Source organism: Variovorax rhizosphaerae (assembly GCF_037889975.1).
GTDB lineage: Bacteria > Pseudomonadota > Gammaproteobacteria > Burkholderiales > Burkholderiaceae_C > Variovorax > Variovorax rhizosphaerae.
Genome location: NZ_JBBKZT010000001.1, coordinates 421,205 through 440,316, shown reverse-complemented (window position 1 = coordinate 440,316; position 19,112 = coordinate 421,205). Strand labels below are relative to the sequence as shown.

21 protein-coding genes are annotated in these 19,112 nt (G+C 66.7%); 7 read left to right on the top strand and 14 right to left on the bottom strand.

Features of this window, described 5'->3' with window-relative positions:
• The first annotated feature begins 76 nt into the window (after nt 1-76).
• Nucleotides 77-1,501, top strand: a complete 1,425-nt coding sequence (locus WKW82_RS01975; protein ID WP_340340562.1) for an FAD-binding oxidoreductase — start codon at nt 77-79, stop codon at nt 1,499-1,501.
• A gap of 20 nt (nt 1,502-1,521) precedes the next feature.
• Here WKW82_RS01975 and WKW82_RS01970 read toward each other — a convergent pair whose 3' ends face one another.
• From WKW82_RS01970 to WKW82_RS01925, 10 genes are all read right to left on the bottom strand, one after another.
• Nucleotides 1,522-1,920: a VOC family protein gene (locus WKW82_RS01970; RefSeq protein ID WP_340340561.1), complete on the bottom strand. Its 399-nt coding sequence runs from the start codon at nt 1,918-1,920 to the stop codon at nt 1,522-1,524.
• 12 nt (nt 1,921-1,932) lie between these two features.
• The gene (locus WKW82_RS01965; protein ID WP_340340560.1) at nt 1,933-2,163 is read right to left on the bottom strand and encodes a DUF4184 family protein; all 231 of its coding nucleotides are present in this window, start codon (nt 2,161-2,163) and stop codon (nt 1,933-1,935) included.
• A 46-nt stretch (nt 2,164-2,209) separates the two neighbouring features.
• Nucleotides 2,210-3,151, bottom strand: a complete 942-nt coding sequence (locus tag WKW82_RS01960) for a ParB/RepB/Spo0J family partition protein (RefSeq protein ID WP_340340559.1) — start codon at nt 3,149-3,151, stop codon at nt 2,210-2,212.
• 57 nt (nt 3,152-3,208) lie between these two features.
• Nucleotides 3,209-3,760, bottom strand: a complete 552-nt coding sequence (locus WKW82_RS01955) for an RBBP9/YdeN family alpha/beta hydrolase (RefSeq protein WP_340340558.1) — start codon at nt 3,758-3,760, stop codon at nt 3,209-3,211.
• 118 nt (nt 3,761-3,878) lie between these two features.
• The gene (locus WKW82_RS01950) at nt 3,879-4,763 is read right to left on the bottom strand and encodes a ParA family protein (RefSeq protein ID WP_340340557.1); all 885 of its coding nucleotides are present in this window, start codon (nt 4,761-4,763) and stop codon (nt 3,879-3,881) included.
• Nucleotides 4,764-4,920: 157 nt separating this feature from the next.
• On the bottom strand, nt 4,921-5,535 hold the full coding sequence (locus tag WKW82_RS01945) for a LysE family transporter (RefSeq protein WP_340340556.1): 615 nt from the start codon (nt 5,533-5,535) through the stop codon (nt 4,921-4,923).
• A 97-nt stretch (nt 5,536-5,632) separates the two neighbouring features.
• The gene (gene rsmG / locus WKW82_RS01940; RefSeq protein ID WP_340340555.1) at nt 5,633-6,280 is read right to left on the bottom strand and encodes a 16S rRNA (guanine(527)-N(7))-methyltransferase RsmG; all 648 of its coding nucleotides are present in this window, start codon (nt 6,278-6,280) and stop codon (nt 5,633-5,635) included.
• Entirely contained in the window at nt 6,277-8,223 is a 1,947-nt protein-coding gene (gene mnmG / locus WKW82_RS01935; RefSeq protein ID WP_340340554.1) for a tRNA uridine-5-carboxymethylaminomethyl(34) synthesis enzyme MnmG, read from the bottom strand. Before mnmG ends, rsmG begins: the two co-directional genes overlap by 4 nt.
• 395 nt (nt 8,224-8,618) lie before the next feature.
• Nucleotides 8,619-9,536: a transglutaminase-like domain-containing protein gene (locus WKW82_RS01930; protein ID WP_340340553.1), complete on the bottom strand. Its 918-nt coding sequence runs from the start codon at nt 9,534-9,536 to the stop codon at nt 8,619-8,621.
• Nucleotides 9,537-9,722: a DUF1328 domain-containing protein gene (locus tag WKW82_RS01925; protein WP_340340552.1), complete on the bottom strand. Its 186-nt coding sequence runs from the start codon at nt 9,720-9,722 to the stop codon at nt 9,537-9,539.
• Nucleotides 9,723-9,891: 169 nt separating this feature from the next.
• Here WKW82_RS01925 and gstA point away from each other — a divergent pair, with 169 nt between their 5' ends.
• On the top strand, nt 9,892-10,500 hold the full coding sequence (gstA, locus tag WKW82_RS01920; RefSeq protein WP_340340551.1) for a glutathione transferase GstA: 609 nt from the start codon (nt 9,892-9,894) through the stop codon (nt 10,498-10,500).
• Nucleotides 10,501-10,690: 190 nt separating this feature from the next.
• Here gstA and WKW82_RS01915 read toward each other — a convergent pair whose 3' ends face one another.
• Nucleotides 10,691-11,932, bottom strand: coding sequence for a YbfB/YjiJ family MFS transporter (locus tag WKW82_RS01915; protein ID WP_340340550.1), 1,242 nt, complete (start codon nt 11,930-11,932; stop codon nt 10,691-10,693).
• Between the two features lie 232 nt (nt 11,933-12,164).
• Here WKW82_RS01915 and WKW82_RS01910 point away from each other — a divergent pair, with 232 nt between their 5' ends.
• The gene (locus WKW82_RS01910) at nt 12,165-13,268 is read left to right on the top strand and encodes an alkene reductase (RefSeq protein ID WP_340340549.1); all 1,104 of its coding nucleotides are present in this window, start codon (nt 12,165-12,167) and stop codon (nt 13,266-13,268) included.
• Between the two features lie 109 nt (nt 13,269-13,377).
• On the opposite strand, the gene WKW82_RS01905 is transcribed toward WKW82_RS01910, so the two are convergent.
• From WKW82_RS01905 to WKW82_RS01895, 3 genes are all read right to left on the bottom strand, one after another.
• Nucleotides 13,378-14,970 (bottom strand): mechanosensitive ion channel family protein, encoded by a 1,593-nt coding sequence (locus WKW82_RS01905; RefSeq protein WP_340340548.1) that lies wholly within the window; start codon nt 14,968-14,970, stop codon nt 13,378-13,380.
• A 295-nt stretch (nt 14,971-15,265) separates the two neighbouring features.
• Nucleotides 15,266-15,697, bottom strand: a complete 432-nt coding sequence (locus WKW82_RS01900; protein WP_340340547.1) for a YidH family protein — start codon at nt 15,695-15,697, stop codon at nt 15,266-15,268.
• Between the two features lie 97 nt (nt 15,698-15,794).
• Entirely contained in the window at nt 15,795-16,214 is a 420-nt protein-coding gene (locus tag WKW82_RS01895) for a response regulator transcription factor (protein WP_340340546.1), read from the bottom strand.
• 93 nt (nt 16,215-16,307) lie between these two features.
• Here WKW82_RS01895 and WKW82_RS01890 point away from each other — a divergent pair, with 93 nt between their 5' ends.
• The 4 genes from WKW82_RS01890 to WKW82_RS01875 all read left to right on the top strand — a co-directional run bounded on the left by WKW82_RS01890 (nt 16,308) and on the right by WKW82_RS01875 (nt 19,076).
• Entirely contained in the window at nt 16,308-16,793 is a 486-nt protein-coding gene (locus WKW82_RS01890; protein ID WP_340340922.1) for a RidA family protein, read from the top strand.
• Between the two features lie 26 nt (nt 16,794-16,819).
• Nucleotides 16,820-17,452: a hypothetical protein gene (locus tag WKW82_RS01885; RefSeq protein ID WP_340340545.1), complete on the top strand. Its 633-nt coding sequence runs from the start codon at nt 16,820-16,822 to the stop codon at nt 17,450-17,452.
• A 21-nt stretch (nt 17,453-17,473) separates the two neighbouring features.
• The gene (locus tag WKW82_RS01880) at nt 17,474-17,764 is read left to right on the top strand and encodes a hypothetical protein (protein WP_340340544.1); all 291 of its coding nucleotides are present in this window, start codon (nt 17,474-17,476) and stop codon (nt 17,762-17,764) included.
• Between the two features lie 283 nt (nt 17,765-18,047).
• Nucleotides 18,048-19,076 carry an amidohydrolase family protein gene (locus tag WKW82_RS01875; RefSeq protein WP_340340543.1) on the top strand — a complete coding sequence of 343 codons (1,029 nt, stop codon included), beginning with the start codon at nt 18,048-18,050 and terminating at the stop codon, nt 19,074-19,076.
• Nucleotides 19,077-19,112: the final 36 nt, after the last annotated feature.

Genomic DNA, 19,112 nt, shown 5'->3' with positions numbered 1-19,112 from the left:
TTCCTAGAATGGTAGACCGCCAGCCGCTGCCTGCCCGCCGCGACGCCGGGAGGCCCCCACATTTGGAGACGCAAAGATGAACGCCCCTGCCGCCCTCGCCCACCTGACGCCCGAGATTGCCTTGCGCGATGTGCCCGATGCGTTGATCGCCGCGCTCAAGGACCGCTTCGGCGCCAACTGCTCGACGGCCATGGCGGTGCGCACGCAGCATGGCCGCGACGAGTCTTCCTTCGACGCGCCGCCGCCCGCGGCCGTGGTCTTCGCCGAGAGCACGCAGGACGTGGCGGACGCCGTGAAGCTGGCCAGCGACTACAGCGTTCCGGTGATTCCCTTCGGTGTCGGCTCGTCGCTGGAAGGCCACCTGCTCGCCGTGCAGGGCGGCATCAGCATCGACCTGCAGCGCATGAACAAGGTGCTGTCGGTCAACGACGCCGACCTGACCGTGACGGTGCAACCCGGCGTCACGCGCAAACAGCTCAACGAGGAAATCAAGAGCACCGGCCTGTTCTTCCCGATCGATCCGGGCGCCGATGCCTCCATCGGCGGCATGACGGCCACGCGCGCCAGCGGCACGAACGCGGTGCGCTACGGCACCATGCGCGAGAACGTGCTGGGCCTCGAAGTGGTGACGGCCAGCGGCGAGGTGATCCGCACCGGCACGCGCGCCAAGAAGTCCTCGGCCGGCTACGACCTCACGCGCCTGATGGTCGGCAGCGAAGGCACGCTCGGCGTGGTCACCGAGATCACGTTGCGCATCTACCCGCTGCCCGAGGCTGTGTCGGCCGCGATCTGCTCCTTCCCGAGCATCGAGGCGGCCGTGCGCACGACCATCCAGATCATCCAGCTGGGTGTGCCGATCGCGCGCGTGGAGCTGATCGACGTGAACGCGGTGCGCATGGTCAATGCCTACGCCAAGCTCGGCCTGCGCGAGGAGCCGATGCTGCTGATGGAATTCCACGGTTCGCCGGCCGGCGTGAAGGAGCAGGCCGAGACGGTGCAGGAAATCGCCAGCGACCACGGCGGCAACGCCTTCGAATGGGCCAGCACGCCGGAGGAGCGCACGCGGCTGTGGACGGCGCGGCACAACAGCTATTTCGCGGCGGTGCAGTCGCGGCCGGGTTGCCGCGTGATCTCGACGGACACCTGCGTGCCGATCTCGCGGCTGGCCGATTGCCTGCTCGAGTCCGTGGCCGAGACGGACGCCAGCGGCATCCCCTACTTCCTCGTCGGCCATGTCGGCGACGGCAACTTCCACTTCGGCTACCTGATCGACCCGAACATCCCCGAGGAACGTGTGAAGGCCGAGAAGCTGAACCACGACCTGGTGAGCCGCGCGCTCTCGCTGGAAGGCACCTGCACCGGCGAGCACGGCGTGGGGTTGCACAAGATGGACTTCCTGGTCACCGAGGCCGGTGCCGGTGCCGTGGACATGATGCGCACGATCAAGCGGGCGCTCGATCCGAAGAACATCATGAATCCGGGGAAGATTTTCAGCTTGTAGAGCATCAGGAGCCCGCACGGTCAGTCGTGTTGCCAGCTTTTGTAGACCGCTTCGAGGCTGTAGCCGTCAGGATCGAAGACGCTCGCGGCGTAGTAGCGCGGATCGTAGTAAAGACGCGCGCCGGGCTTGCCGTTGTCGGTCGCGCCCGCGCGCATGGCGGCCTCGTGGAACGCGTTCACCTGGGCCTGGCTGTTGGCGACGAAGCCGACATGCACTGCCCTCGGGTCCGCATTGCCCTGCCGCAGCCAGAAGAACACGCGGCCGTCCCGCCCGAAGCCCTTGAGGTCGGGATGCCCTTGGGGGCCGTCCTTGCCGTCGTAGTCGAGCACATGCGCGATGCCGAGTGGTTGGAGCGCCGTCTCGTAGAAGGCGATCGAGCGAGCGGGATCGCTGACGGTGAGGAAGATGTGGTCGAGCATGGTTTGGCGGGATCAGGCGTCGCCATGCTGCTTGTTGAACCACAGCGCCGCGCACGACAGGAAGAGGAGGAAGGCCGTGGTCGCATGGATGATCTCCAGCACCAGCAGTCTGAAAAGATTCGTCCTTGCATCGAAGTCCGGGCTCATGCTCCCGACGACCAGGACTGCGAAGGACAGCCTGCCCTCCCCCGTGAGGCGCCTGAGCGGCAGCACGGCGGCGGGATGCGCAAAGGTCCAGGGCATCTTGGACGCTCGACCAGGTCAGTCGCCGGAAGGCCGCGCGAGCGACCTACGCCATCCCGCGAAAGCGGTCGATCAACCCGTTCAGCGCCTCGATCGAGCCGAAATGGATGGCCAGCTCGCCGCTCTGCGCCACCTTGCCGCCGCGCTTGCTCTTCTTCTTGATGCGGACCTCGATCTCGGCCATCAGCAGGTCGGCCAGTTCTTCCTCGACGCGCAGCAGGTCGCGCGACTTTTCCTCGTGGTTCCGGGCGCGCGGCGAGGACAGGCTGAAGTCGGCGCCGAGCTTCTTCACCAGCGCCTCGGCCTCGCGCACCGACAGCTTGCGCGCGGCGATCTGGCTGGCCGCGGTGATCTGCATGGCCTTGTCGAGCGACAGCAGCGCGCGGGCATGGCCCATGTCGATGTCACCGGCCATCAGCATGGCCTGCGCCGGCTCGGCCAGGTTGAGCAGGCGCAGCAGGTTGCTGGCGGCGCTGCGCGACCGGCCGACGGCCTGGGCGGCGAGTTCGTGGGTCAGGCCGAATTCGGAGACCAGGCGCTGCAGGCCCTGCGCCTCTTCCAGCGGGTTCAGGTCTTCGCGCTGGATGTTCTCGATGAGCGACATCGCGGCGGCCGATTCGTTTGGCACGTCGCGCACCAGCACCGGGACGCTGTCCAGGCCGGCGAGACGGGCCGCGCGGTAGCGGCGCTCGCCGGCGATGATTTCGTATTCGGCGCTCTTGGCCGCCGCCGACGCTGCGTCGAGCCGGCGCACCAGGATCGGCTGCATGATGCCCTGGGCCTTGATGCTCTCGGCCAACTCGTACAGCGCGCCTTCGTCCATGCGCGTGCGCGGCTGGTAGACGCCCGGGACCATCTGGTCGAGCAGGAGCGTGCTGGGGTTCTGCGCGGCGCCGCCTTCGGGCTGGGGCTCGCCGGATTCGCTGGCCGTCGGGCCGAGCAGTGCTTCAAGACCGCGGCCGAGGCCCTTGGGTTTCTTGGTGACCATGTCAGGCCACCTTTGGCCAGGAGGGCAGATGCACGAGGCGATGCACGCAGGGGCGGGTCATTTCATTCCTTCTTTTTCAAGCAATTCGTTGAGCAGCTTGCGGCCTTCGGGCCAGTCGCCCAGGCCGGATTCACCGTTGAGGTGGCCTCCCGGCCCGGCGTCGACGAAGCGCGCGCCCCAGTCGGCCGCCATCTGGCGCGAGCGGTCTTGCGCGCAGTACGGGTCGTCGTTGGCTGCGATCAGGATCGACGGGAATGGCAGCGGTTGGCGCACGATGGGCGCCCAACCCGGGATCATCTGGCGCAGATCGTCGCGCTCCAGGTCGCCGGGTGCGACCAGCAATGCAGCGCGCACCCTGGCCGTGTTGCGCGAGTGCGAGGCCCACGCGGCGACGAGAATGCAGCCCAGGCTGTGGGCGACCAGCGTGACCGGCGCCGGGGCGGCCAGCAATTCTTCTTCAAGCCGGACTTGCCAGTCGCCGCGCAGCGGGCACATCCAGTCGTGCTGCTCGACACGGTGATCGCCATGCATGGCCTCCCAGCGGCTTTGCCAGTGGGGTGCGTCGCTGTTCTGCCAGCCGGGCAACAGCCAGATCGAGGAAGTGGTCATTTGCTATGAAATTGATAGCGGACGTGGCCAGTGGCGAACAGGGCGTCCCTCGTCGCCGGGGGCTGACCGCCACGGGGCCGCCATGCGGCTCGAGACAAAGCCGGGAGGACGGGCCGGGTCACTGGACGTCGTTCGGTGCGGGAGTTTCCGTGGCCGCCGGTGGGGCTACCGATTGCTGCGGCGCAACCACTGGCGCCGGCGCGGAGGCGGTGGCACCGACGTTGGCGCTGGCACTGGCGCCCGGCATCTTGACCACCAGCTCCTGCGCGAACGCCAGGAAGGCCTGGCTGCCCTTGGCCGACGGATCGAACACCACGCCGGGCAAGCCGTAGCTGGGCGCCTCGGCCAAGCGGACGTTGCGCGGGATCACGGTGTCGAACACCTTGTTGCCGAAGTGCGACTTCAGTTGTTCGGCCACCTGCTGCTGCAGCGTGATGCGCGGGTCGAACATCACGCGCAGCAGGCCGATGATCTGCAGGTTCTTGTTGAGGTTGGCATGCACCTGCTTGATGGTGTTGACCAGGTCGGTCAGGCCTTCGAGCGCGAAATACTCGCACTGCATCGGCACGATCACGCCGTGCGCGGCGCACAGGCCGTTGAGCGTGAGCAGGCTCAGGCTGGGCGGGCAGTCGATCAGGATGAAGTCGTACTCGGCGCCGACGGCGGCGAGCGCGGTGCGCAGGCGCTTTTCCCGGCGATCGATGGCGACCATTTCCACTTCGGCGCCGGCCAATTCACGGTTGGCGCCGAGGACGTCGTAGCCGCACTTGTCGGCGGTGATGCGGGCCTCGGCCACGGTCGCGGATTCGAGCAGCACGTCGTAGACGGTGAGTTCGAGCTGGCGCTTGTCGATGCCCGAACCCATGGTCGCATTGCCCTGCGGGTCGAGGTCGATCATGAGGACGCGCTGGCCGACCTTGGCCAGGCCGGCGGCAAGATTGACCGTGGTGGTCGTCTTGCCGACGCCGCCTTTCTGGTTGGCGATGCAGAAGATGCGGGCCATCAGTGTTCTCTTCCCGGCTCGGTGGTGGGGCCGTGTTGCGTGGGGTCGCGAGGGATCATGGATTCTGCTGTGGCGGGCTCGCCGGTCTGGTGACTCGGCGTCCGGCATGCAGGGGAACAGATGCGGCAGGTTGCCTGTCGCTGAAGGTTTTGCGTCATCAGCTGGAAGCGGCGAGCTTGACGCCGAAGCCGATCAGGAAAATGCCGGCCAGCTTTTGGAGCTTCGAAGAGACGCGCGGATTGGCGCGCAGCCGTTCAGCGAAAAAGTGCGTCAGCAAGACAGCGCCGAGGCCGTAGATGAAAGTCAGACCGGCGACCGTCAAGGCCATGACGCCGAAGGTCAGCATGCCTTGATGCTTGGCCGGGTCGATGAAAAGCGGGAAGAACGCCATGTAGAAGACGATCGCCTTCGGGTTCAGCAGCGTGATGGTGAACGCCTGGCTGAAGTACTGGCGTGGACGGATGTTCAGGATCGGGGCAGCGCCGGGCTTGGCCAGCAGCATTTTGGCGCCCAGCCAGGCCAGATAGGCAGCGCCGAGCCATTGGACGGCGTGAAAAACGGTGGGGTAAGCAGTCAACAGGGCCGCGATGCCGGCTACCGCGGCCCACATCAGCACTTGGTCACCCGCGATCAAGCCGAAGGTAGCCGCCATGCCGCCACGGATGCCGCCCTTGCTGGTGGACGTGATCAGTGCCAGATTGCCCGGTCCGGGGATGGCGAGAAACAAAACAATGGCCGCGACGAACGCGCCGTAATCAGCAATGCCGAACATGGGAAATCTGCCTGGGGGATGAAAGCGTCGAGTGTACGCAAGGGTGATGCCGCAGCGGCCGCGCACACGCCCAACCCGAGGCGCTTCCCGTCAAAAATCAGTCGACAACTGTTGCTTTCTCGCGTGCCCAGACGATGCAGCGTTCTGCGTCCAAGCCCGGAACAGTCAAATGTTCCACGTGAAACACATCCACACCCGGAGGCAAGGCAGCCAGTTCGTCGGTCGGCACCTTGCCCTTCATGGCCATCCAGCGTGCGCCGGGGGCGAGCAGTTGCACAGAGCCATTGAAGAAATCCGGCAGTGAGGCGAAGGCGCGGGAGCTCACGATGTCGTACTGCCCTTCCAGCGATTCGACCCGCGCATGGACGCCGTGCAGATTGGGCAACTTCAGTTCGGCGGCCACTTGCTGCACAAAGGCGGCCTTCTTGGCCACGGCATCGAGGCAGCTCACATCGATGTCGTCCCGCAGGATCGCAATGACCGCGCCGGGCAGGCCGGCACCCGCGCCAACGTCGAGCAGGTTTCCCTTGGTGGGTCGCTCGCGCCGGAGCGGCTCGATCACCGCCATGCTGTCCAGTAGGTGGTGCGACAGCACCAGCGCGGGATCGCGCAAGGCCGTGAGGTTGTAGACCTTGTTCCATTTCAAGATCAGCGCGGCGTAGGCCAGCAGGCGCTCTGATTGCCGCTCGGTCAACGTCAGTCCCAACGCGGCGGCACCCGCGTGCAATGCGGCGACCTGCGTCATTCCGCGATCTCGGCAGCGGCTGTCGTGAAGGCGCGATGGCCGCCCTTGCGCAGATGGATCATCAGCAAGGAAATGGCTGCGGGTGTGATGCCGGAGATGCGTGACGCCAGCCCCAGGGTTTCAGGCCTATGCTTCCCGAGGATCTGCCGGGCCTCGAAACTCAATGCGGTGACCTGGCTGTAATCGAAGTCGGCGGGCATCTTCAGATTCTCGAAATGCGCTGCGCGTTGCACCTCGTCGTGCTGGCGGTCGATGTAGCCCGAGTACTTGGCGGCGATCTCGATCTGTTCGATTTCGGTCGCGCCCAGGGTCGCGCCCTCCTCCGCTGCGTACTTTCCGCCGTCCAGCGACATCAGCGACTGGTAGCTCACATCCGGCCGACGCAACAGGTCCGCCAGGTTGTACTCATGCTCGATGGCCTTGCCGAGGACCCGCTCGGATTCAGTGGCAGGCAAGTTGCGCGGGTTCACCCAGATCGACTTCAGCCGCTGTGTTTCACGTGAAACAGCGTCGCGCTTGCGCGAGAAGGCATCCCAGCGCGCGTCGTCCACCAGGCCCAACTTCCGCCCTTCCTCGGTCAACCGCATGTCGGCGTTGTCCTCGCGAAGTTGCAGCCGGAATTCGGCGCGGCTCGTGAACATCCGGTAAGGCTCCGTCACGCCCTTGGTGATGAGGTCATCGACCAGCACGCCCAAATAGGCCTGATCCCGACGTGGTAACCAGGTCTCTTCGCCCCGACATTGCAGTGCAGCATTGATGCCGGCGAACAAGCCCTGCGCCGCCGCTTCCTCGTACCCGGTCGTTCCGTTGATCTGCCCCGCAAAGAACAGGCCCTGGATCGCCCGCGTCTCGAAGCTGGACTTGAGCGCGCGCGGATCGAAGTAGTCGTACTCGATCGCATAGCCGGGGCGCAGGATGTGCGCGTTCTCCAGACCGGCCATGGAACGCACCAGCTTGTACTGCACGTCGAAGGGCAGGCTAGTGGAAATCCCGTTCGGGTAGTACTCGTTGGTCGTGAGCCCTTCGGGTTCCAGGAAGATCTGGTGGCTTTCCTTGTCGGCGAAGCGATTGATCTTGTCTTCCACGCTCGGGCAGTAGCGCGGCCCGACGCCGTCGATCTTGCCGGTGAACATCGGGCTGCGATCGAAACCGGACCGGATGATCTCGTGCGTGCGCTCGTTGGTGTGGGTGATCCAGCACGGCATCTGCTGCGGATGCATGTCGATGCTGCCCATGAAGCTGAACACCGGCAGCGCAGTCGTCGTGCCGCCGGGCATGCCGTCTCCGGGTTGCTCGGTGCACTTGGAAAAGTCGATGCTGCGGCCATCGAGTCGCGGCGGCGTGCCGGTCTTGAGGCGGCCTTGGGGCAGCTTCAGTTCCTTGAGCCGTGCCGAGAGACTGATCGCTGGCGGGTCGCCCGCGCGGCCGGCCTGGTAGTTGTCGAGGCCGACGTGAATGCGGCCGTCGAGGAATGTGCCAGCCGTCAGCACCACCGTGCGCGCGCGGAAGGCGATGCCGACCTGCGTCACGGCGCCGACCACGCGATCGCCCTCCACCATCAGGTCGTCGACCGCCTGCTGGAACAACGACAGGTTCGGCTGGTTCTCCAGGCGGCGACGGATCGCAGCCTTGTACAGGACACGGTCGGCCTGCGCCCGGGTCGCGCGCACGGCTGGCCCCTTGCTCGAATTGAGGATGCGGAACTGGATGCCCGACTCGTCCGTCGCGATGGCCATCGCGCCGCCGAGCGCATCCACTTCCTTGACCAGGTGCCCCTTGCCGATCCCACCGATCGACGGGTTGCAGCTCATCTGCCCCAGCGTCTCGATGTTGTGGCTGAGCAGCAGCGTCTTTGCGCCCATGCGGGCCGCGGCCAAGGCGGCCTCGGTACCGGCATGGCCGCCGCCAACGACGATCACATCGAATTCTTCAGGGTAGAGCATGGGAGCAGGCGCACAGGAGGGGCGCGGCAGAACGGGGCATCAATTTTAGTCGGGCACCCCGTCTTCTGCCTCTCGCGTGGTCAAGCGGCCCGCCGCTGTCGGCGCGAATGGAAGCGTGTCCCGATGCGCTTCAGGCGCGCCTCAAACGCTATCAATTTGATAGCGTGACGGAGAACTTTGCTGCCGAGCGAACGATCAAGCCGATGCCCGAAGTGGACCAATCGCAGCAAGCGCGGCATCTCGCTGGGGGACGTGCGCAGCAGGGACGAGACAAGCGCCCTCGACCCGACCCCTCGATTCCAAGCCGATGTGCACCTCCACCGGGCTCTCCGAGGAGCAAGACCGGACAAGCCCCCCGGCCTCGAAAAAGTCAGGAACGCAGGCGAGGGGTCTGCTCAGCCCGTCGTCTCCAGCGAATGCGCCGCTGCATCGGACCCGTCGGTGCGTGGCATCACCGCCACCGGCTTCTCGATGCCCACCAGTTCACCCGTCGGCGCCGGCTCACGCAGCGGCGGCGCGCTCTCGTCTTGGTACTCGCGAACGATGATTTTCTTGTCGGTCATGCCCACGGGGCCGAAGATGGTGCAGAAGGCGACGTCCTTCGCATCGCGACCGGTCCCCACGCGCACAAGCCGGTCCACCGGCGCCATCCGGGTCGCGTCGAACAGCACCCAGCGCCCACCCAGCCAAGCCTCGAACACGGCATGGAAATCCTGCGGCGGTTCGTCGAAAAAGACATAGCCGACCACCAGCCGGGCCGGGATGTTCAGCGCCCGGCACAGCGTGATGCCCAGGTGCGCAAAGTCGCGGCACACCCCCGCACGCTGCACGAAGACTTCCTGCGCCGTCGTGGTCGACGTGCTCGTGCCCGGCTCATAGGTGATGCTTTCGTGGATCCAGTCGACCACCGCCTGCACCCGACCGATGCCCGGCGGCAAGTGGCCGAACAGTTGCTGGGCTGCGCGCGACATCAGGTCCGATTCGCAATAACGCGTCGGCATCAGGTAGTGCAGCACCGCGTCGGGCACTTCGTTGACCGGCACCTCGCCCAGCTGCTCGGGCAATATCACCGGAGAACGCTGCACCACGGCGCGATAGCGGATCGTGAGCGGCCCGGGGTCCACGTCGAAACGTATGAACCGGTTGCCACTCCCCTCGTCGCAGAAGGCATTCAGCTTCAACGGTGGCTCCACCACCAGTTCCTCGCTCAGCACCGACTGGCCGCTGCATCGTGCGGCCTCGATATTGAGCAGCATGTGCGAGGGGCCGGTCACCTCATAGGCGAGGACGGTTTCAATGTTCGAGTAGTGCATTCAGCGCAGCGCTTTCTTGGCCGCGCCGACGCCCAGTGCGGCAAGCACAAGGAACACCACCGCGAGGATGAGGAACAGGCCGAACAGCACCTTGGCAATACCGGCGGCGCCCGCCGCAACGCCGGTGAATCCGAATGCCCCGGCGACGAGCGAAATGATCGCGAAAACAATGGCGTACTTCAACATGACCCATCTCCTTGTGGCGGCACGAACGTCCGCGGTACATGGAGCGTAGGTTTGCGTGCGCTCACCCCAGGACAGCCGCGCCCGCGAAGGCCCGTAGGACAAGCCCGTGCGGCAAACCCGCTAGGATGGCCGTCGCCTCTCCCAGTCCAACCTAAAAAGGAGCAATTCAATGAAGCTGTACTACTCGCCTGGCGCCTGCTCGCTCTCTCCCCACATCGCGCTGCACGAAGCCGGCCTTGCCTTCGAGCCGGTCATGGCCAGCACCAAGAGCCACAAGCTGCAGGATGGCACCGACTACTACGGCATCAACCCGCTCGGCTACGTGCCGATGCTGGAACTCGACGACGGCACGCGCCTGCGCGAAGGCCCCGCGATCGTCCAGTACATCGCCGACCAGGCGCCCGCCAAGAACCTCGCGCCCGCCGCCGGCACGATGGGCCGCTACCGCCTGCAGGAATGGCTGACCTTCATCGGCACCGAGATCCACAAGACCTTCAGCCCGCTGTTCAACCCGGCCACGCCGGAGGAATACAAGGTCATCTCCAAGGACAAGCTCAAGAGCCGCTACACCTGGCTCGACAGCCAGCTCGCCGGCAAGCAGTACCTGATGGGCGACACCTTCAGCGTGGCCGACGGCTACCTGTTCACCGTCACCAACTGGACCAAGCCGACCGGCGTCGACATCAGCGGCTTTCCGAACCTGACGGCATGGCACGCCCGCGTCGGCGCGCGCCCGGCGGTGCAGGAAGCAATGAAGGCGGAAGGCCTGCTGAAGTAGTTCATACAGCTTTGCATTGCCTGTTCGTGGGCACTCGCGGAACCGACCTTGCCGGGCCGCTGGGCCCGGCCCCTTGGAGGGGCTGAGGGCCGCAGCTCAAAGACTGCCTGCGCAGGCTTGGGCGTCCCCGCAAGAGCAGGCTCCGGCGGCCGCCGCGGAGCCGCAGGCGCATTCGGGGGTGGGTTTCATTTCATTGATGAAGCGTGCGCTGGCGCGAGGCCAGCGCCGCGCCCAGCCACAGCGTGCCGGCCGACACGATCAGCCCGTGCGCCAGGCCGCCAGCGCCATCGGAGATCCATCCGGTCACCGTCGGCCCCACGATCTGCCCCAGTGCGAAGGCGATCGTGAACGCGCTGATGCCGCGCGCCCAATCGACCTGCGGCAGGTTGTGCCGCACCAGCGCGGTGGTCGATGCCACCACCGACAGGAACACCGCGCCGAACATCACGCCCGACACCAGCGCCACCGGCAGCGACGGGCTCAGCACCGGCAGCAAGGTCGCCACGCCGAGCAGCATGTTCAGCAGCGCCTGCGGCTGCCCGCCATGGAAACGGTCCAGCAGGCCCGCCCACAGCCGCGACGACGCCACGCAGGCCAGCCCCAGCAGCGAATAGAACAGCGTGACGAAGCCCGCGCTCGCGCCCTGCTCGCGCAGCAAGGCAATGATGAAAGTCATATAGCCGATGTAGCCCGCGCCGAAGAGCGTGTAGCCGCCCAGCGCCCAGCCGAACCGATGCAAGGCCACGGGTTCCGATGCCTGCTGTGCACCACTGCCCGCCACGGCAGCCGCAACGCCCAGGCCCTGCCCGGTCATCGCATGCACCGCCCAGGCCAGCCATACGGTGCCCAGGGCGCTCGCCAGAGCCAGCGCCCACCATGCCCACGCCCATCCGTGTGCGACGCCCGCAGCCGCCTGCAACACGGCCGGCACGACCAGGGCCGACAGCAGGATGCCGAAGCCCGTGCCGCCGTAGTAGAGCCCCAGCAGGAAGCTGCTGCGCGAAGGCTGCGCCGCGCCCAGCCGCGCGGCCAGCAAGCCCCCCGCCACGAACACCCAGGCACTCGCCAGCCCCGCCAGCAAGCGCTGCAACAGCAAGGCCGGCGCCGAGGTCACGAAGCCGCTGCCCGTCATGAACAACGTCGCCAGCACCGCCCCCACGATCAGCACCCACATCGCGCCACGCCGCCGCATCAACGCTGGCGTCACCAGCGCGCCGACAAGGTAGCCCACCGCGTTGGCCGTGTTCATGCCGCCCGCCAGCGCATAGCTCCAGCCGAGGTCGGCCCGCATCGGCGGCAGCAGCAAGCCGTAGGAGAAACGCGCCAGGCCGAGGGACACCGCCGCCCCCATCGACAGCGCAAGCGCCACCCATAGCGCGCGCCCGGCCGTCATGGCGGAGGGCGTGGAGACGGCGGGCGGGGAGGTGGTCATCGGGCGAACGGACCATTCTGCGGCAATGGGCGGCGATTGCGCATTCGCTACTTCCCCGGTCCACCGAATCATTGAAATGCGCGCTGGTGGACGCATGTATCGGATGGACAGCCCCGATCCGGATTCCGTGATCCATCGGACGGCTACCACCAAAACCGACAACCCCACCCCAGCAGGGATGAGCGCGCCGCCGTACGCTCGCGCCCCCTACTGGCAACTGGAACCCAGAACAATGACCACGCTTTTCGACCCCGTCCAGGCCGGCGACCTGCAACTTGCCAACCGCATCGTCATGGCGCCGCTCACGCGCAACCGCTCGCCCAACGCCGTGCCGCGCGACATCACCGCCACCTACTACGCCCAGCGTGCCAGCGCCGGCCTGCTCATCACCGAAGCCACCGCCATCAGCCACCAGGCCCAGGGCTACGCCGATGTGCCGGGCCTCTACGGCACCGAGCAACTCGACGCGTGGAAGCACGTCACCGACGCCGTGCATGCCAAGGGCGGCAAGATCGTCGTGCAGCTGTGGCACGTCGGCCGCGTCTCGCACACCGAGCTGCAACCCGACGGCGGCAAGCCGGTCGCGCCTTCGGCCATCACGGCCAAGACCAAGACCGTGCTCATCAAGGACGACGTGCCCACCTTCGTCGAGACCTCCGAGCCCCGCGCGCTGAAGGCCGAGGAACTGCCCGGCATCGTCCACACCTACGCGGCCGCCGCACGCAACGCAGTGGAGACGGCCGGCTTCGACGGCGTCGAGATCCATGGCGCCAATGGCTACCTGCTCGACCAGTTCCTCAAGACCGGCAGCAACCAGCGCACCGACGACTACGGCGGCAGCATCGAGAACCGCGCCCGCCTGCTGCTCGAAGTGACGCGCGCCATCGTCGATGCCATCGGCGGCGGCAAGGTCGGCATTCGCCTCTCGCCCGTCACGCCCGCCAACGACGTGCGCGACGACAACCCGCAGCCGCTGTTCGACTACGTGGTGAAGCAACTGGCCCCGCTCGGCCTGGCCTACATCCACGTCATCGAAGGCGCCACCGGCGGCCCGCGTGAAATCGAGGACCGCCCCTTCGACTACGAAGCGCTGAAGTCCGCGTATCGCGCGGCCGGCGGCAAGGGCGCATGGATGGTCAACAACGGCTACGACAAGCCGCTGGCCGAGACCGCCGTGAAGGAAGGCGACGACCTCGTCGCCTTCGGCAAGCCCTTCATCTCCAACCCCGACCTGGTGCGTCGCCTGCGCGAGAACGCGCCGCTGAACGCGCTGGACAAGGCCACGATGTACGGCGGCGGCGCCAAGGGCTACATCGACTACCCGGCACTGGCCTGATGGCCTGACCGGTCATCGATACGGGCGCTGGCCCGTTCGATGAGCGATGCGAAAGGCGCTGCCGATGGGCAGCGCCTTTTGCCTGGGTGGCTACCATCCGTGCCATCCATCAATCCGCAGGCGGCTGGCGCCACTTCTCCTTCGGCACCAGCACCGGTTCGGCCGGTTGCAGCACATAGTTGGGCGACATGATCTGCACGCCGTACTCGTTGAAGACATCGACGATGTGGCTGTGCAGTTCGTGGAGCACGTCGTACTTCAGCGCGTCGGGCCGCATGAAGACGTTCAGTTCGAACTCGATGTACCAGTCCTGCAATCGCAACTGCCGCACCACCGGGGCGGGCTGATGCAGCAGGTTCGATGTGCGCGCGCAGGCCATCGCCAGCATGGCGTGCACCTGGCGCCAGGGCGTGTCGTAGCCGATCGTCACCGTGGTCGAGATCGACATCTCCGCAGGCTTGCCCGTGTGGTTGTAGTTCACCACGCGCGCCGCCACCACCACGGCATTGGGCAAGGTGATCTCCTGCTCCAGGCGATTGCGCAGCTTGGTCGAGAACACGCCAAGACTGAGCACCTGCCCCTCCGAGTCGCCGATCTGCACCTGGTCGCCGGGCCGCAGCGCACGCGAGTACACCAGCACGAAGCCGGCCATGACCTGAGACACGACTCCGGATGAACCCAGCGTGATCAGCACGCCGAACAACACGCTGAGTCCCTTGAACGCATCGGAGTCCGAGCCCGGGATGAACGGATAGGCAACCACCAGCGCGAACAGCCAGACCATCGCGGAACTCAGTCGCTTGGTGGCGCCGATGGTGTCGGGCTGCAATGCGCCCAGCGACGCGCCGCTGGCGCGCGCACCTTCGAACAACGCATGCAGCACCTTCACCAGGATGCGGGCGAGCAGGAAGATGACACCGATCATGGCCACGTCGGGCAGCGCGTACAGCACGGCCAGCATCACCCGCTCCACCAGCGCCGCCAGCGAATCGCCCAGCGTGGCGCCCCAGGGCTGCGTGTAGGGGAAGCGCGTGAGCACGAAGGCCAGCCACAGGTACAGCGCCACCAGCACCAGGCCATAGCGCACCCACTGCACGATGTGCATCAGCACCTGGAACACCATGCGGCGCCAATCGAACATCGAACGGCTGGCGGCACGCGCGCGCATGCCTTCGGTCCAGGCCTCGACCTCGCGCGCGCCGCGGCGCAACGCGATGAAGACGGCCACGAGGATCACACTGGCCAGCACCGTCCATGCGACCGCCAGCGCGATCCGGCGCGCGCCGCCCTGTTCCCACCGCACCTGCAATGCCGCCTGGAGCCGGTTGCCCGCTTCGGTGGCCACTTGCCGCAGCGGCGGGTCGCCCGGCTCCAGGTCGGACGCAAACACCGCGAACATGGTGGCGCCTTCCTGCGTGATGACATAGCCGTCCATACCGTCCTGCTTGATTTCCGCGACCTTCACGGGCTCGCGCAGGCGCGCCGTCGGTACCGCCGCGATGCGCTCCGCCGCGCGGGCCGCGCGCTGCGTCGCCGTGAGCCCGAACATCGGCGCGCGAAACACGAACACCTGGCGGTTCGCCACGTTGAGCGGCGCCTCGACCGCCGGGTTCTGCGGATGCGTCTGCGCGCCGGCACCAAAGGCCGCGAAGACCAGGAACAGCGCAAGCAATGCGGCGAAGCGGGACGCGAGGGACTTCATGGAATGGCGCCAGGAAATGGGCACCTCACCCTAGCCGCCGTCCATGGAATGCGCAACAAGTCTGCTCAGTTTTCCACCACGCTATCGCGTGACCGGCGACGTATGAAATCCGGGTGAGCAATGCCTGTTCGTGGGCACCCGCGGATCCGGCTTTGCCGGGCCGCTGGGTGCGCCCCCTCGAGGGGCTGAGGGCCGCGGCTCCAAGCCTGCCTGCGCAGGCTTGGACGGCCCGCAAGAGCAGCCGCCTCTGGCGGCCGCCCGGGCGCCGGAGGCGCTGCGGGGGTGGGTTTCATTTTCAGTTCAACAGCAGCCAGATCGCGCTGACCGCGCCCATGGCGACCACCGCAAGCGTCAGCAGGCTCACCGACGTGGAACTGGGCTCGAAGCGCTGCTCCACGATCTGCTTGTAGGTCTTGCGATAGCGCAGCAGCGACCACAGCAACAGCACCATGCCCACGATCACCATGCCGAGCCCGACAGTGGCCACGTCGCGCATCGCGAAGTGCGGGTGCTCCAGCAGCTTCTCCGCGTTCTGGCCCTGCAGCAGGTAGATGGCGAAACGGTTGATGGTGATGCCGAAGCTCATCATCGACAGCGCAGTGCGCAGGTAGGCCAGGTGCGTGCGCTCGTTGGCCAGGTGCGAGCGCGCATCGGCCAACGCCGTGCGGTGCTCGGCCATCTCCGTGGACGTGGGGCCGGGCGCCGGGCTCTCCGCGGGCTCGATCATGCGCTTGCTCCTGCACTGGCCATCGCGAACTCCTTCAGGCGTGCGAATCAGGCGATGGTTTTAGTCGCTTGGCTCCGCGTGCGGAACTGGCCTTTGGTTAAGTGCTGTCATTGCCGTCCTTGTCACCGGCGTTCCCGTTGTCGCGCTGGCCGACCGCGCTGACGATCGCCTCGAACAGTTGATCGCTGGAAAACGGCTTGCGCAGCAGGCCCCTTCCGCCGAGCGCGAGCGCCGAGCGATCCAGCCCCGGATCGTCGCTCGCGGTGATGAAGACCACCGGCACCTTCAGCGTCGCGGCGCGGATGCGCGACTGCACCTCGAAGCCCGACAGGCCCGGCATGTGCAGGTCCACGATGGCGCAGAGCGGCAGCTGCGCGCCATCCAGCGAGGCCAGGAAGTCTTCGCCGCAGGCGTATTCGCCGACGCGGTAATCGGCCAGCCGCAGCACCCGCCCGAGCATGACGCGCACGGGCGATTCGTCGTCCACCACGGCAATGAGCGGTTCCGGATCAGTCACCGGCGCACGCTACGCCCCCACGCGCTTGCCGGGGACTGGACTTTGGTTCAGTGTGCAGTCAGCATGGCACCCACCCCCCGCAAGGAGACGCCAGTGGCACTTGTCGAACAACGCCTCGCAGCCCTCGGGCTGGTACTGCCGCCGCCGGTCAAGCCGCCGCCCGGCGTGGTGCTGCCGTTCCGGGCGGTGCGGCTGGTCGGCCGCCGCGCGATCATCTCGGGCCACGGCCCGCAAGACAACGACGGCGCCATCGCGCGTCCGCTCGGCAAGGTCGGCGGGGCGCTCACGCTGGCGCAGGGCCGCACGGCAGCGCGGCTCACGGCCTTGGCCATCCTGGGCAGCCTGCAGCGCGCGCTGGGCGACCTCGACCGCATCAGCGCCTGGGTGCGCGTCTTCGGCATGGTGAACTCGGCGCCGGGCTTCAACCAGCAGCCCAGCGTCATCAACGGCTTTTCTGACCTGATCCTGGAACTCTTCGGTCCGGAGGTCGGTGCGCATGCGCGCAGCGCGGTGGGCATGGCAGAGTTGCCCTTCGACCTGCCGGTGGAAATCGAAGGAGAGGTCAAGATCGCTGCATGACGACAATCACAGGGGGAGATCCAGCATTGACCAGCCAACTCATGTCGCTCGCCGCCGCGATGTCCATCGCCACCTGGCTGGCCGGCTGCGCGACCACCACGCCGACCGCGGCCACCACCGCGCCCGTGCCCACCATCCGGCCGGCGCCCGGCGTCGCATGGCAGCTGGCCGGCGCGCACGACTTCGAGCCGAACCGTCCCGGCCTCGGCAGCAGGCAGCGCTATGAAAGCGCCGTCGGCTGGATCGACGTCTACCACTACGGCCTGGGCCGCAACGACTGGGCCACGGGCGTTTCCGACCCGGCCTTCGACGCGCATTTCCGCAGCACCATCAACGAGGTCCGCCAGCTCGCGCGGTCCGGCCAGTACACCGAACTCAAGATCGGCCCCACGCGCGACACACGCATCGGCGGCCTCGACTTCCGCACGGTGAGTTACCAGTTCCGCAGCCAGGGCCGGCCGCTGGAATCGCGCACCTTCATGACCGGCCTGCAGGGCCGGTTGCTCAAGTACCGCATGAACTTCCCGAGTCCGGTCGATGGCGACGTCGACGACATCGCGCGCGACTTCATCGACAAGGACTTGCGCAGCGCACCCGGCGCCATCGACGCCTCCGCGCCGCGGTTCCCGGTGCGTGCCTTGCGCCGCTCGCAAGGCTGAACCACTGCCCGCACCACGACCATGAACGACGCCACCGACCCCTACCTCGGCGACATGGTCACCGTCGCGCAAGACCTCACGCCCACCGATGCCCACATGCTGTGCGCCTGCCTCAATGCGGCGCGCGTGCCGGCCGTCGTGGCCGACGACAACCTGGTGCAGGCCAACCCGCTCTGGAGCGTGGCCGTCGGTGGCGCCAAGCTGCGCGTGGCGGCGTCGCATGTCGCCGAAGCCAAGCTGGTGATCGCCGCCTTCGAGCGCGGCGACTTCGCGCTCGACGACGACTTCGACCCGGGCAGCGCGGCCCGCTAAAGCTTCGCCAAGCCCAGGGCGAGGACAGGCGGGCCGCCCGGCGCGCACCTGCGCTCCCCGCTTCGCCTGAACGGCGCGAGCGATTCATTCCAGGTATCGGTCCAGCAGCTTTCGCATCTTTTGCCCTCATTCGAGCGCGCATAGCATCCGCGGCGGTGACCAGGATCGTGTCGCCAAGCACCGAACCCATTCGAAGGAGACAAGAGATGACAGAAGCAGTGACGGCGAAGCTCCGCCAATTTCGCCAGCTGTTCGCCGGCAAGCGTGTCGACAGGGTCCTCCCATGAGGAAGATCGACATCTACAACCACGTGCTGCCTCCGAAGTACTTCGAACTGGTCAAGGCACACGCGAAGGACGCCGGTCTCGTCAAGCGCATGGCCGGACTGCCCATGCTGTGGGACCTGGAGGCCCGCGCGAAGATGCTGGTGGAGAAGTTCCCCGACGTCGTGCAGGTGCTGACCCTGAGCGCACCTGCGCCCGAGTACCTCGGCGGTCCGGACCAATCGCCTGAATTCGCCCGTGTCGCCAACGACGGCATGGCCGAGATCTGCAAGCGCTGGCCGGACCAGTTCCCCGTCTTCGTCGCATCGCTGCCGATGAACAACGTGCCCGAAGCGCTGAAGGAAATGGACCGCGCGATCAACGAGCTCGGCGCGCGCGGCGTGCAGATCATCACGAACGTGAACGGCCGCCCTCTCGACGACCCGGAGTTCTTCCCGATCTTCGAGCGCATGGCCAACACGCACGACCTGCCGATCTGGATGCATCCGTTCCGCCCGGGCACCACGTCCGACTACAAGGGCGAGGAACGCTCCAAGTACGAGATCTGGCAAGTCCTCGGCTGGCCCTTCGAAACCTCCGTGGCCATGTCGCGCATGGTGTTCTCGGGCCTGCTCGAGAAGCTGCCGAAGCTGCGCATCATCACGCACCATTGCGGCGGCATGCTGCCTTACTTCGCAGGACGCGCAGAGTCGCTGTGGGCGCAGCTCGGCAGTCGCAGCGTGGACGGCAGCGAAGCCGACGTGCTCAAGCGCCTGTCGAAGGCGCCCATCGAATACTTCAAGATGTTCTACGGCGACACGGTGCTCGGCGGCTCGCGCTCGGCATTGCGCTGCGGCATCGACTTCTTCGGCGTCGACCACGTCGTGTTCGCATCGGACTGCCCGTTCGATCCCGAAGGCGGTCCGATGTTCATCCGCGAAGGCATCCGGTCCATCGAGGACCTTGGCTTGAGCGAAGCGGACCAGGAGAAGCTCTACCTCGGCAACGCGCTCAAGCTGATGCGCCTGTCACGCATCGGCAAGACGTGATGAAGCCGGTTCGATCACCCATGGACACTCGCATGC